Below are 13857 nucleotides of genomic sequence, written 5' to 3' on the forward strand. Positions count from 1 at the left end.
TTGGGGTCCGTACCACAGTGGACGATTATGAGTCAGCGATGTGATTTAGATGTCGATTGGTAATTTTGTTGATGTTGTTGTTGTAGATGTTGGTGATGTTGGTGATGTTGGTGATGGTGATGGTGACGTTGATGGTGATGTTGATGTTGATGGTGATGGTGACGTTGATGTTGACGTTGACGTTGATGGTGATGGTGATGGTGACGTTGATGTTGACGTTGACGTTGATGTTGTTGTTGGTGTTGGTGATGTTGGTGATGTTACTGATGTTGATGTAAATTCAAGCGAACGGAGTCAAAGTCAGCAAGTCAAAACACAAAACAGCGGTTCTCCCATATTGGGGAGAACCGCTGTTTTGTTGTTTTTTTATAATTAAAATAGTTAATCATTGCTAAGGAATACACCAGCTTGAATACGTTGACCCATTAATGTCGCGTACGGAGCATGCGTCCAACAAAATAAAGCATTTGTTTACGTGTGAAAAAACGTGACATTTGAGCTGAAATATAGTTTGTAAATCCTGGGACAGCAAACACTTTTTTTGCCTGAAGCGACCGAAGAGCCACTTGAACGACATTTTCTGGCGTGTCTCGTTTCCCTACCGAAGCTTCATCGGCTCCCACGACATTAAAAAATTCTGTTTCCGTAGACCCCGGACATAACGCAAGAAATTGTACGCCCCGTTTCCGATTTTCCTCCCATAGCGCTTGTGTAAATGATAATACAAAAGCTTTTGTCGCTCCATATACAGCCATATTAGGGAGAGGTTGAAATGCTGCTGTTGATGCAACGTTTATAATCACTCCGCTTTTTCTTTTTAACATCTCTGGCAAAAACAAATGGGTCAGATCTACAACCGCCAATACATTTAGCATCACTTCTTCATGTTGTCTCGAACCAGATAGTTGTTCAAAAAGCCCATGCGTAGCAAAACCTGCATTATTAATAAGAATATCAACGTTCAAGCCACGTTCTACACATTGTTGATGGAGCCTGTCAGGGGAACCTTCTTGAGATAAATCAGCAACTAGAACCTCCGCTTGAATTTGAAATTCTCGTTGTAATTTTTCCGCTAAAGCAATCAATTTATCTTCAGAACGGGCGACTAAAATTAAGTGACTTCCTTTGGCTGCAAGTTCTCGAGCAAACGCTTCACCTATACCCGAAGAAGCTCCGGTAATCAACGTCCATTTATTTTGAATTGTAATCATTGCTATCATCTCTCCCTTTAATGACCATCTAGAAACACTGTTTCAATAAGAATCATTGTATCCAAGTGAGGTTGCGTTGTCAAATAAAGTTCTACACATTTAAATATTGGCTATTTCTCTTCTACATCAGTAAAATAAGGTTTAGAAATAACAGCTATCTAAAAAAAGCTAAAGTAAAGTTCTAAGGAAGTGAAACTACATGCAAAAATCGTCCGAAATATCTTCTATAGATGCTCAATCTGTTACAACCTACCCAAAAGCAAAACAACAGCATGCGGAAACATTAAGACTGAACATTATCGAAGCCGCTGCGGCCATCATGCATGAATTCGGACCCGAAGGTGTAACTATTCGCAAGGTTGCTGAAAAAATGGAATGTCCCACAAAGATCATTTATAACTTGTTTGGAAACAAGGAAGGTTTAGCGAAGGAGCTTTTTTTGCAAGGGTGTAAATTATTAGCTGCTGCCTTTCAAGCGGTTCCAAAACAAGATAATCTAAATTTATATCTTCGCGGGCTTGGACAAGCTTATTGGGATTTCTCACGGAATCATACCAGCTATTATATGGTTATGTTCGGAGGGGCCTTTAGTGAATTCAAACCGGAGGAGGAAAGCTTACATGCTATCTTTACGGCACTACAACAAGTGATAGCCCTTATTACAGAAGCGATCGAACAAGGGTTTATTAATGAGAAAGACCCTCTCCTTGTTGTTAACCTGGTATGGGCGTCATTGCATGGCGTCATTCATCTGCATTTGGGTGGACATATTCAAAATGAGGAAACTGCTAAAATATTGTATGATAGATCGGTCTCCAATTTAATTCATACCTTCTTTAAAAAAGATAAGTAATTCTAAAAAGCCTCTTTGCAAGTCCCTCCTCAACAAATTTAAGCCGTAATCTTGGGATATCCTTTGATCACGGCTTTTTCAACATAATAATAAACACAAAAAAAACGGCATTTCTGCCGTTTCTTCATCTCTAATTATGTCCGGCGCATATATGCACGCACAGTAATAGGTGCAAAAATCGCAACAATCACAGCGGCTCCGATAAGTGAGATAGCGAAATCCCAGCCTACGGTTCCAGAGTTAGCAAGCTGACGGACAGCTGACACAAGATGCGAGATTGGATTTACTTTGACAAACCATTGCAGCCAGTTAGGCATCGTATCTACAGGCACGAAGGCGTTGGATAGAAAAGTGAGTGGGAACAGCACAATCATTGATATCCCTTGTACGCTGGAAGCGGTTCGGGCAATCACACCAAAGAAAGCGAAAATCCAGCTAATCGACCAGGAGCAGACGATAACCAAAAGCGCAGCAATTGCGACATGCTCCAGACCGCCATCAGGTCGGTAACCCATAATATAGCCCATGACAAAAGTAAGCACAGTTGCGATCGTATATCGAATTGTATCTGCCAACAAAGCTCCGGCTAATGGGGCTATTCGGGCAATCGGCAATGACTTAAAGCGGTCAAACACCCCTTTATCCATGTCTTCCCGCAGTTGGACACCAGTGACGATGGAGGTCGTGATTACAGTCTGCACTAGAATACCAGGAATAATAACGGGTAAATAGCTCACTACATTTCCTGATATGGCTCCACCAAAAATATAAGTAAACATTAGTGTGAAAATAATTGGCTGCAGCGTTACGTCGAACAATTGCTCAGGTGTGCGACGGATTTTCAATATCCCGCGATAAGCCATCGTTAACGAGTTACGAACAGATTGTTTGAAGCTCGTATGGTTTTTCAATTGTCGGGTCGCACCTGGACTAATAGTAGATGTTCTCATACTCATGCTCTTGCTGCCTCCTTATTAATTGATTCTTGTGACGCTTGGGACGCCTCATCCGTAACTCCATGGCCAGTGATCGTCAAAAACACTTCATCAAGCGTCGGTTTCTGCACACTCATCTCCGCAAGTGGAATCCCCGCTTCGCGGAGTGCAATAAGCAAATCAGTGACTAAATCAGCGTTCGCCATCGGTGCAGTAATTTTCCCAGCCTCATTCGGCACTATAGACTGGATATGCAGCACATGTTCCACAATCCGGCGCGCTTGAGCGATATCTTTAAGATTTTGGACTTTTAAGTGCAGCGAGGTGGTGCCCACTGAAGCTTTTAGCTCATCCACGGTGCCTTCTGCAACGACATGGCCATGATCAATAACTGCAATGCGATCTGCCAGCTGATCGGCTTCTTCAAGATACTGTGTAGTTAACAGCACTGTTGATCCTGTGTTCACCAACCAACGAATGGTATCCCACATTTGCGAACGTGTCCGTGGGTCCAGGCCTGTTGTTGGTTCATCCAAAAAGATAAGCGGAGGCTGGGCAATCAGACTCGCTGCAAGATCCAGACGTCGGCGCATACCGCCAGAGAAATTTCGAAGTGGCCGTTTCGCCGCCTCCGTCAGACCAAACTCTTCTAACAACTCCGCTGCCTTTTGCCGCGCCTCTACCCGCCCTAACCCTAAAAGACGTGAAAAGATAATCAGATTCTCTGTAGCACTAAGTGACTCATCCACAGAAGCATATTGTCCCGTAACCCCTATCAATTGCCGAACAATCTGCGACTCCTTTACCACATCATGCCCGAAGATTCGCGCCGACCCCGCATCCGGACGAAGTAACGTAGCCAGCATCCGAATTACCGTCGTCTTTCCAGCCCCATTGGGACCAAGAACACCGTAAATTGTGCCTGCCTTAACGTTTAGATTTACTTCATCAACTGCGCGATTGTCACCAAACGTTTTGACGAGCCCACGCGCTTCGACGGCCCAATCTCCAGGGTTGGGCTCAATTATTTTTTTGCGTTCATTTACCATTACAATTCCTCCAACGTTTTAGTTTGTATTGTGATGGTAACTCCCTTTTATAAACTGAATTTAAACAACACAAAAAACCGGGGAGCGCGATCTCACGCCTCCCGGTTTATTACTTCTCCTCTGAGTCAGCCTCAACATATTCTTTAAGCGCAAACAATTTATTAGCCCAATAACCTTCAAAAAAGGCAAGCCAATCTTGCAGCTCCAGCAAAGGTTCTGGCTGAAGCTTATACCGGGTCTCCCGTCCGACTTTCTGACTGCTAACAAGCTGCGCATCGGACAATACCTGTAAATGCTTATTAACAGCGGTTCGGCTGATCGGGTAGCAATCCGTAATAGATGCTATAGACATTTCCTTATTAGCGAGCAGCTTTAGCAGACTGCGGCGGGTAGGATCTGCTATCGCCTGAAATACATCATGTCCTGCTTCAGCAACCGGCATATTAAGCCTCGATATAAGCAGGAAGTTTTTCTTGGACGATTTTTTCCCAGCCGCTGTTCATAAAGCCGCGTACGATTGGATGTGGTTGTCCAAATTCAGTAACTTTTTCAGGGTCCCATCCAGAATGAATCAAGGTAAATTCAGTTTTCCCTTCGATTTCTTTCAGTTCAAAAGCAAGATGCCAATCCTTCCCCCAATTAAAACCAACACGATTCGGAGGATCAACTTCGGTTACTTTACAAGGAGAATCTCCGAATTGTCCAGCATGCAGGATGGATTCATGCCCAACAACAGGCTCGAATGTACTAGGCATCCACCAGGCTGCCATTCCTTCTGCCGTGGCAACAGCTTTCCAAACCTTTTCTATTGGCACATCTAGTAAAATCGTTTGACGAATTTCTTGTAAGGGTTCTTGAGTTTGCATAATAAATAGCCTCCAGCATTCAATTAATATAACACCTTTTGGGTTCACTTTTGATTATAACACCTATAGGTGTTATGTCAATTTACAGAATTCCCTAATTCTCCGTTCGTTATTCAACGTCTCAATCCCTCAATAGTATCCTTTACAGCTATAAAAAAGCCCCTCCCTCGGTCATCCCGAAGAAAGGGCCTTCCTATTTCATCAGCTCTATGATCAGTTTCTTGGCTTGACAGTTACTGTGATTTTCTCACTAGATGTCTCGCCTGATGCATTGACTAATACTGCGTAATATTCATATACACCTGGTGCTTTATCTTTAAGTTTCGTAACTGTCATCTGAGCCGCAGGGGTAGCCGTGTTTAGTGTCTGGGTGTCGATCACTTCTCCATTCTCATACAAACGGTACTCAGTACCATTGGTTCCCCACCACATATTCATCACAACGTCATAAGTTCCATCCCCGCTCCAGTTGTCGTGGGATACTAATGGTTTGCCCGGCACTGCATCGGTAACAGTAAGGATAAGCGGATCGCAGGTTGTCGAACCGAAGCTGTTGACCAGCTCGCACGTGTACGTGTAGGTTCCATTTGATTTGCCCACAATATCCGTACTCATGGCTTGCGCATTCGGTGAGCTGTCCGTCAGCATCTGGTTACTGATCAGCACATCGTTTTCATAGAGCTTAAATTCGGTACCGTTGTTCCCCCACCAAAGATTCATGGTGACGGTATATCTGCCATCTCGAAGCCCGGTGTCGTGCCCATTATTGTCAGACAACACTGGCTTTCCAGGGGCTCCACCAGCAAGCGGAGTTGTATTCTGGAGCCATTGTGACCAACGGACTAGAACCTCTGCCTGCTCAGAAGTGAACACCTGATTGCTCTGGAGGTTCACTTCACTATTAAAAGCTTCCAGCAAGCTGTGAACTTCTGCGCCAGCATACTGCTCAGCTTTTTCTTTTGCGTTAGCCAGCTGCTGCAAAAGTGAGTTGGTTACGTTTTCTAAATCTGGAGCACCCGTCTCAGCTGCAAAAGTTTCGGTTAATGCCGACAAGCTGTCAAATGTCGCATATACACTAAACGAATGCTCTGCCAACCCGACATTGCCCGCCGCATCCTCGGCTTTCGCAGTTACACTATGAGTTCCCGGTTCCAGCGTATACGCCTTTACATCTGCGAGCGTTGAATCACATGGCGAATAAGTGATGCCTGATACAGTATCAGCTGCACTACAGGTGATGTTTAATGTCTGCTCTATGGTATAGGAAATCTCTCCGTTAATTACCACCTGTGGTGCGGTCCGATCAATCTTCACCACAGCAGTCTTCTGCGGCTGTTCCACATTACCCTCTCTATCAACGCTCCAATAAACTAACTTATGTGTTCCTTCATTGGACAAAATAACTGAATTCCCGGTTTGCTGTTCGCCATCGTTTACTGTGAAATAGGTTACCGCAACACCAGAGCCCGCATCTGTAGCTGTGAAGGTTACCAACGTATCCTTGTTAGTCCAACCTTGTGGCGCATCATCCATTGTCACCGGAGCTGTATGATCTGCCCCTTTTACTACACCATAAAAGCGTAATTCTGCCATGTTTCCAAACCAATTACTACTATTATAGATCCGGATATAACGATAGGCTTCTGCATTACTAATACTTAAGGTCTGCCAATCCATCGTTTTTCCTGCAGGAGAGGAGATTGTCGTCCAGCTTGTATTATCATTCGAACCCTGAACCACAGTCCCATTGATTCGTGTAAAATAATTATCTTGCCTGGAAAGCACCTCTGCCTTGGACAGCTGAACCCTATTCCCTTCTTTAAAATCAAACGTTATAAATCCTCCATATCCACTGCCATTTACCCGAAAATCCGTAATTGAGCCTGCATTTCCATCGAATAATGATCCCGCAACATTCCTGAGATCAGTGGATGTTCTCCCACTGGAATCACTTAAATTAGTAATCGCAAGCACATTACTAATCAACTCGGTCTCATCGGGAATGTACAGAGATGAACCATCTGTAGTTGATGTTTTTTCCGGCCCCTCGATTCCCTCCTTTGTCTTGTATTTAATACTAAAGTTCACAGGTCCAGGTTGTACGTTATTGCCCATCACCGCTTCAGCCGTCCAATTGATCTTATCGACAGTAGCAATGGTTGCGACTTGACCCTGAATATTGACATTCACTTGGTTTATTGCATCGCTTGCTTTAAAAGACAATTTCACCGTGTTCCCAGACACAATTCGTTTCTGGATACTTTGGTCGGAGCTAATGGACACCGCATCAAGCTTTGAATTGATTTTAACATCACCATACAAACGTAGTTCAGCCATGTTTCCATACCAGTTGTTTCCATTGGTGATGCGGATATAACGATAGGGTTCTGTGCTGTTAATCGTCAACGTCTGCCATTCCGGCGTATTCCAGGCTGCATTAGAGATCGTAGTCCACGTCACATTGTCGTTGGAGCCTTGCACCACTGTTCCATTAATTCTGCCCGCATAATTATCTTGCCTTCCGATTACTTCTACCCTAGACAGCAATGCCTGGCCACCTTCTTTAAAGTCAAAGGTTAGATAGGCACCATAACCACTGCCATTTAAACGAAAATCCGTGATAGAACCTAAATGATTATCAAATAAAACTTTTGCTGTTGCCAAAAGATCAGCCGGATTCCTTCCACTGGAATCGATTAGATTTGCTATCTCAAGCACATTAGCGACAAGCCCTGTCTGATCTGCAATGAATAAAGTAGAACCATCTGTTGTAAAAATAGTCTCTACAGCATCCTCTCCAGCTGCCGTTTTATAATTGATCTTAAATTTCACAGTACCTGATGGAACATTTTCATTCACCACAAGCTTAGCTGTCCAGTTGATATTGTCCACAGAACTGACTGCAACAGGTTGACCCTGTATATTGGCTGTGACATTATGGATCATTTCTGTAGACTTAAAGGATAATTGAATCGTATCCCCTGGAATAATCCGATTTTTTAAGCTTTGATCTGAGTGAATGGACACGGACTCTAATTGATTTACTGTCTCATACCGCTGGCCAAAGATTCTAAATTCAGCAATTTCCAGCATAGTACTCGAAGGCTTTATCATTTCCATTTTCAAAAATCGGAATTTTTCATGCTCCAGGCCTGCTTGAACCTCTAGTCTCTGCATCTCTTCAGTAACTGTTGTCAAACCGGGAGTTAAGCGGGTCCAATTTTCTTTGTCATTCGATCCGAACATTGCAACGCCGCCAATTCTCTCCGGAAAACTAGCTCTTACCTGAAGCTCAAAGCTTTCTGCTGATATTTGAAAATCCGGTCCTAAATCCATGTAATGCGCCCGATCCTGCGCTGTATAATACCCCACAAAACTATCATTTGTGTTGTCCAGCAGGTTCGGGACTGCATTACCAAAGGTTGAGCTGACAAACATATTCGTAAAATTAACACTTCCATCTTTCATTAAAGGCGTCAATTCTTTAAGACTTTGCACTGCAAGATTCAGGTCAAATAACTTCTGATAGAAGACCTCGTCAGTGACATTAGTAATTACATCCATTACCTCAGCATGCACTTGCTTATAGTGAGCTAACGTTGCCGAAATGTAAGGCACATCAGCATGATAAGGAGAAATGACAGCGTTGACGGCAGATTGCCGATCATTCGCTACTACAACAGTAACATCCTTGGTTGTAACCGAAGTTCCGTCTGAGGCACTCACTACAAAGGAATACGTTCCCGCATGTGCTCCAGACCAAGAGAACACACCTGAAGTTTCATTGAACAGTGCGCCCTCAGGTAATTGATCCGCTTGATAGGCAACAACATCCGTTGCACCTGCGTCTGTCGCAGAGAAATCAAATTGAATTGCCGCTGTAGAACCCTCATAGGTAAATAAAGATACCGGTGCCTTCCCTGATGTAAATACTGGAGGGGTAAGCTGTGCCCCAGCTTTTAAATTAATATGGTCAATATCGACTGTTGTCCCATTTCCTTTCACATTAAAATAGACAAGATCGCTGAAGCCTTGGAACTCATTGAACGCATACTGAATATACCTCCATTGCCCCTTTGTATCAGGCAGCGTAACGGTATCGCCAAACACCTCCATGGTTGCTATGCCAGTAGTCCGAATCTTAAAAGCAATGGTTCGTTCGCCGCTGCTTGCACCCACATAAGCAATTTTACTGCCCTCATCTGTTGCGGTAATCTCAACGTAAGTAGTGTCTCCTTCTTGTTTTGTGGTGGAGTGACTATCAAGCTTCGTATACCGGTCTTCTAGTTCTCTCAAATCTGGATTCGTTATCCCCTTCGGCAGATTGAGCGTACCCTCGCCCTCTGCTTCTTTAGGGATGTACAGCCAATAATCCCCGCCTCCATCCGGAGACTCCCAATAGAAAGGCAATCTCTTAGTAAACATCTCGCTAAAGTAAGGAGCTTCAACCTCCATATTTATTCCAGCTGAATATTTATAATAATAATAAAGGTCATAGACATTACCGCCAATTCTCCCCCTGTAACCGCCAGCCAAGTGTTTATAGATAATCGTTGGATTTCCATTTACATCTGTATGTGCCGCCACTGGAATCCATGGTGTATCATAGCCAATCATATACTGCGCAAAGTAGTCGGCAGCTTTTAAAATCCGTTGATCTAGAAACTCATACGGACCCACCGCATTTGGCGTATTAGAAACAGTCCCCTCTACCGGATCTACCTTTGTTTCCTGAGCCAATAATAAACGTGATAAAATCTCTACATTCGTTATATCCCCAGCGCCATGCGCCTGATCTCTGCCCATTTCAACATGCTGAACTACGGGAGGATTAACTTTTTCCCCTGTTACAATATTTGTATCAACCCATCTGAATAATGCTTTTATCGCGCCATTTTGCCCCTGATCGACAGCAGTTTTATTGACGGTAAACCATTCAACTCCCTCATTGTACCTATCTTTATTTCCTGTAAAAATATAACCTGACATAGCTCCAAGCAGCGGATAAAGATGCTGGTTCATAAAACGATCATTGGTGTGTTGGAATGTTTCAATAACCGGATTAATAAGATTATTCGTAAAATCAGCGACATCTTGTTCCGTCCATTTCAGCTCTTCAGTTTGAGTACTTGTGTACCTTAAGATTTCCGCCGCAGTAACCATTCGATTAAGCGGAATTCCTGTATGAATATGTGCATCATTAAAATACACGTATTTCTCAGGGTCCATCTGTGACCAAATCCGGATAATATGCATGGCATTAGCTCTGTAAACCTCATCACCTGATATTACATACAATAGAGCTTGTGTATAAGCCTTCAACCCATCCGCTATAAATCTTGAATTAAAGCCTTGGCTATTAAAAGCATCGCTCGCTGGTTTCAACGGATTCGCACCACTCTGATTGTTGGAAGTGACCGTTCTTGAAGCTGCCGGAGAGAGAAGCATCTGATTATAATAAGTGATCCAGGGTTCTTTTTGCGCCCGTACCTGTGTCCTAATATTCTCAAGAATATCCTTGGTCAGGCCAACACCCGGATGTTTGAATCCGCTTTCATCTATAACCTCATTAATGGCAGGTTGGTAATCCGTAATTATCGACAGCTCTGTCGATTCTACTGCGGCTCCTTCTGCTGATAAAGGCACTAGCGTTACCAACAAACTTAAGGAAACTGTGATCCTAAAAATACGTTTAAGCGATTTTCCAAAGAGTAGCCCTCTAAGTGAATTCATTGTTCTCCTCCATTCATTTACATCCTCTGATTTAATGCAAATAAATACCGTTGGCAAATTCATTCACTACAAAATGTTTGTTATTCAGGTCGACAATAACCTCTCCATTAATCTGGAGATTATAAAAATAAATGTCCTTCACACCTCTTTCCTCGTCATAGCCGAATATACGGGAAGGATGGGTATTCTTTCCATTGTAGTGGATATCGCTAAATTCAATATTTTCGATACAGCGTCCTGGCACCGGATTATAGGTTTTATTCCACACCACGCGGACATCAAACAGCTGACCTAGTTCGAAATCCTCCACCCGGATATTTTTGAAAGTAACCTTACGAATGGTATTGTTGTCCCCTGCACAAATTGCCATAACGCCCCAATAATTTTCCTGCGGCTCGTGATGTTCAAGCACATCGATATTTTCGAACCAAATATTTTCTATAAAATCGCCATTATGTTGGTGATCACCATGAATACCGACATGTATGGCATGAGCGACGTCCGCCCAGAGTATGGAATCTTTAACCGTGATATGGCGTGAGTCTCCGTAATACTCTCCACGACTGCCGTAAATGGCAATGCAATCATCAGAAGTTCTCAAGAACACATCTTTAATATCCACATTTGAGCTAGCCATCATATCAATTCCATCACACCAGCCGCGTGTACTGAAAGCTTTGAAGTTATGAATGCGAATATGCTTAGACGCTCCGATATATATACTGTAATGCGGAGGATCAAGCGTGATGATCCCTTCGATCTCAATCTGTTCAGAATGCTGGATTTGAACGCCTCTTAAATAAGTCGTTTTCTCCATATCCGCCAAATACAGAACACCTCTGCCGCGAACAACAACATTCTCAGCATGGTCAATCATTATGGATCCACAAAGGATCGCGCCTCCGGCAATATAAACGGTGGTCCCAGAAGGGATATGCAGCATTGGATTCTCGAATTGATGAAGCCCGGGCATAAAATATATCGTCTGACGCTCCCCGTTAGCCCTTTCTGACAAACGCTGAACTTGTTCTGCGATAGCCGCAAATTGATGTATTCCTGGTTGGACAAGCACTACATTATCATCGTCATGTCTAGGAGGGGCTGTCTCCAAGGGGTTGGCAAAAAGATGCAAGTTACTAAAACGTTCTCCATTGATTTCAATGGAAAGCTTACACGGGTGCTCCAATGTGAACAAAAGGGTATTCTCTTCGATTTGAAAGGAGATTTGGGATGCCAAAGGGCGAATAACCGCTTGTTCAATCTGTTGTTTTTTACAATGAACAGAGACCTCCACCGTGCCATCCATATCAAAATAAACCATCGATGTCGACCGAACCTGATGCATATCCACCTTTGCTTCAAAAACAAACAGAGATTGCCATACCCCACCAGGCTCTCTTACGCTTACTGTAAAATCGTCTTTCCCCAGGGCTTCATTCGGCTGCTCATAAATAATTAATTCGCTCATTTCTACCTCCGTTATCTTAGAATCAACTCTCTTAAGGGTTTAATAAATAGGCTGGAGCAAGCTTTTGCTCCAGCCTATCATCCAGTACTAATCAGCGGACAACCGCTCTATTTACGATCCGCCAACACTTTATTTACTTCATCCGTTACTTCCTGACCTCCGGCTTTTAGCCAGCTATCCTTGAAATTATCAAAATCTTTACCCGTGTTCGCTTCTCCTGTAATCGCCTTGATAACAAACGTATCTTGTAACGTCTTCAGATTGCCCCAATACTTGGGTTTGCTTGTCAATACCGCTGGGCCTAGTACATCAAGCAATGGTGTAACACCTGGAGTGATCTTGTCTCTCAAATCTAGCAATTCTTGTTTTACCGTATGTTTTTCCATTGAAGTGTCTGTGGAGCTAAGTGGATTATAGAAATTGCCCGCTCCCATCTTCGGAGCACTAACCTCTTCATCCGCTTTTGGAATGGCAAGGTCCCCTTCCATATCATAGCTCACCCCCAATTGACCGAAACCTGTCAGCAGAAAACCTTCGGAATCCGTAGACACATATTCAAGAATTTCCATAATTTTATGGCGTTTTTTCTCATCCTTTTCGAGTTGAACACCGAACAATACTGGCGCCTGTCTTGCACCATACGCGAATGAATAAGCAACGCCATCTGGAGCTGTAAACGGCTTGCCAGGCACGAATATTTGACCTTTCTCTAGACCAGGTTTTGCGACAAACCCAGATTCTTTATAAAAATTGCCCCACTTCCCGTTATCCACCATACCCACTTTTTGATCAGCAAATTTAATATTGATTTCGTTATTATCACTAGTTATGAATTCAGGATCAATCAGACCCGCTTTGTACCATTTGCTCAATAACGCCAATGCTGATCGTGTCTCTTCTGTAACGCCTCCATAAACTACGTTCCCGGAAGCATCCTTCTTGAATTGATAAGGGGAAACAGCATAGGCTGAGAACACACTTGTGAACAATTGTTCTGGAAGCTTGCCGCGGCCGATTAAGCCGTAAGTATCTTTCTTCCCATTTTTGTCCGGATCTTCATTAACAAATTTGGTGAGTACATCTTCAAGCTCTTCCAATGTCTTGGGTGGTTCTGAGTAGCCAATATTTTTCAGCCAGGCTTCATTATAGCCCGGAATAAATCCATCAAGACCACCTGGCCAAATTTTCGGGATCCCCCAGTTTTTTTCGTTGTATAAGCCTACGCCCCATGCCCCGGAATCAACGGAATCCAATGCTGCTGCATATTTCGGCATCAGGGATTCAATTTCAGCCTTATCAATTGTCGCAATGATCCCTTGATCTGCCCATTGCACCATATCCGTTTCGTTTGCATCGACCGGGAAGATATCAGGAATATCTCCAGAAGCTAGAAGCACCGAAAATTGTTCTTTCCAAGTTCCACGTTCCAATTTAATATTTTTGATTTTTACATTAAATTTCTTCTCTAGCTCGGTTTGCACATAGTTACCGTCTTCTTCTGGCGTATTAAAGTTGTTCGCCCAAATAATTTCAATCGGAGCTTCAGCTGCTGATGTCCCCCCTTGACCTTGATTCGTCGGCTTAGCTTCGTTAGTGCTATTATTCGCCGCATTCCCGCCACAACCACTCATGACAAGTGAAGCCGATAGGGCTATCGCAGCAATTTCCAACCATTTCTTGGATGTATGCCTCATATTCTTTTATTTCCTCCCTTTTCTTGTTCATCTATATATTTAGACAGC

Annotated in this window: 10 protein-coding genes; 2 read left to right on the forward strand and 8 right to left on the reverse strand. The window is 43.4% G+C overall.

Annotated elements, in window-relative coordinates:
- Positions 1-49 precede the first annotated feature (49 nt).
- A complete protein-coding gene (locus NSQ50_RS17785; protein ID WP_076225188.1) occupies positions 50-376 on the forward strand; it encodes a hypothetical protein in 327 nt (108 codons plus the stop codon).
- 49 nt (positions 377-425) lie between these two features.
- Here the strand turns inward: NSQ50_RS17785 and NSQ50_RS17790 are convergent, their stop codons facing one another.
- Entirely contained in the window at positions 426-1211 is a 786-nt protein-coding gene (locus NSQ50_RS17790; protein WP_076225187.1) for an SDR family NAD(P)-dependent oxidoreductase, read from the reverse strand.
- A 199-nt stretch (positions 1212-1410) separates the two neighbouring features.
- On the opposite strand from NSQ50_RS17790, the gene NSQ50_RS17795 reads away from it, so the two are divergent.
- On the forward strand, positions 1411-2064 hold the full coding sequence (locus NSQ50_RS17795) for a TetR/AcrR family transcriptional regulator (protein ID WP_076225186.1): 654 nt from the start codon (positions 1411-1413) through the stop codon (positions 2062-2064).
- Positions 2065-2198: 134 nt separating this feature from the next.
- Here NSQ50_RS17795 and NSQ50_RS17800 read toward each other — a convergent pair whose 3' ends face one another.
- From NSQ50_RS17800 to NSQ50_RS17830, 7 genes are all read right to left on the reverse strand, one after another.
- Complete coding sequence (locus NSQ50_RS17800; RefSeq protein WP_076225198.1) at positions 2199-3014, reverse strand: ABC transporter permease; 816 nt, start codon at positions 3012-3014, stop codon at positions 2199-2201.
- A 2-nt stretch (positions 3015-3016) separates the two neighbouring features.
- A complete protein-coding gene (locus NSQ50_RS17805) occupies positions 3017-4048 on the reverse strand; it encodes an ATP-binding cassette domain-containing protein (RefSeq protein WP_076225185.1) in 1032 nt (343 codons plus the stop codon).
- 109 nt (positions 4049-4157) lie between these two features.
- On the reverse strand, positions 4158-4490 hold the full coding sequence (locus tag NSQ50_RS17810) for an ArsR/SmtB family transcription factor (protein ID WP_036688259.1): 333 nt from the start codon (positions 4488-4490) through the stop codon (positions 4158-4160).
- Between the two features lies 1 nt (position 4491).
- Complete coding sequence (locus NSQ50_RS17815) at positions 4492-4914, reverse strand: SRPBCC family protein (RefSeq protein ID WP_076225184.1); 423 nt, start codon at positions 4912-4914, stop codon at positions 4492-4494.
- 213 nt (positions 4915-5127) lie between these two features.
- Positions 5128-10647: a discoidin domain-containing protein gene (locus tag NSQ50_RS17820; RefSeq protein ID WP_076225183.1), complete on the reverse strand. Its 5520-nt coding sequence runs from the start codon at positions 10645-10647 to the stop codon at positions 5128-5130.
- Between the two features lie 31 nt (positions 10648-10678).
- The gene (locus NSQ50_RS17825) at positions 10679-12115 is read right to left on the reverse strand and encodes a glycosyl hydrolase family 28 protein (RefSeq protein WP_076225182.1); all 1437 of its coding nucleotides are present in this window, start codon (positions 12113-12115) and stop codon (positions 10679-10681) included.
- A gap of 107 nt (positions 12116-12222) precedes the next feature.
- The gene (locus NSQ50_RS17830) at positions 12223-13809 is read right to left on the reverse strand and encodes an extracellular solute-binding protein (RefSeq protein WP_036688263.1); all 1587 of its coding nucleotides are present in this window, start codon (positions 13807-13809) and stop codon (positions 12223-12225) included.
- Between the last annotated feature and the right edge of the window lie 48 nt (positions 13810-13857).

The organism is Paenibacillus sp. FSL R10-2788, from assembly GCF_038003885.1.
GTDB classification, from domain to species: domain Bacteria; phylum Bacillota; class Bacilli; order Paenibacillales; family Paenibacillaceae; genus Paenibacillus_AQ; species Paenibacillus_AQ odorifer.

Coding starts and splice junctions, on each gene's coding strand:
- NSQ50_RS17785 (WP_076225188.1), top strand. CDS start 50: ATGTCGATTGGTAATTTTGTTGATGTTGTTGTTGTAGATGTTGGTGAT.
- NSQ50_RS17790 (WP_076225187.1), bottom strand. CDS start 1,211: ATGATTACAATTCAAAATAAATGGACGTTGATTACCGGAGCTTCTTCG.
- NSQ50_RS17795 (WP_076225186.1), top strand. CDS start 1,411: ATGCAAAAATCGTCCGAAATATCTTCTATAGATGCTCAATCTGTTACA.
- NSQ50_RS17800 (WP_076225198.1), bottom strand. CDS start 3,014: ATGAGAACATCTACTATTAGTCCAGGTGCGACCCGACAATTGAAAAAC.
- NSQ50_RS17805 (WP_076225185.1), bottom strand. CDS start 4,048: ATGGTAAATGAACGCAAAAAAATAATTGAGCCCAACCCTGGAGATTGG.
- NSQ50_RS17810 (WP_036688259.1), bottom strand. CDS start 4,490: ATGCCGGTTGCTGAAGCAGGACATGATGTATTTCAGGCGATAGCAGAT.
- NSQ50_RS17815 (WP_076225184.1), bottom strand. CDS start 4,914: ATGCAAACTCAAGAACCCTTACAAGAAATTCGTCAAACGATTTTACTA.
- NSQ50_RS17820 (WP_076225183.1), bottom strand. CDS start 10,647: ATGAATTCACTTAGAGGGCTACTCTTTGGAAAATCGCTTAAACGTATT.
- NSQ50_RS17825 (WP_076225182.1), bottom strand. CDS start 12,115: ATGAGCGAATTAATTATTTATGAGCAGCCGAATGAAGCCCTGGGGAAA.
- NSQ50_RS17830 (WP_036688263.1), bottom strand. CDS start 13,809: ATGAGGCATACATCCAAGAAATGGTTGGAAATTGCTGCGATAGCCCTA.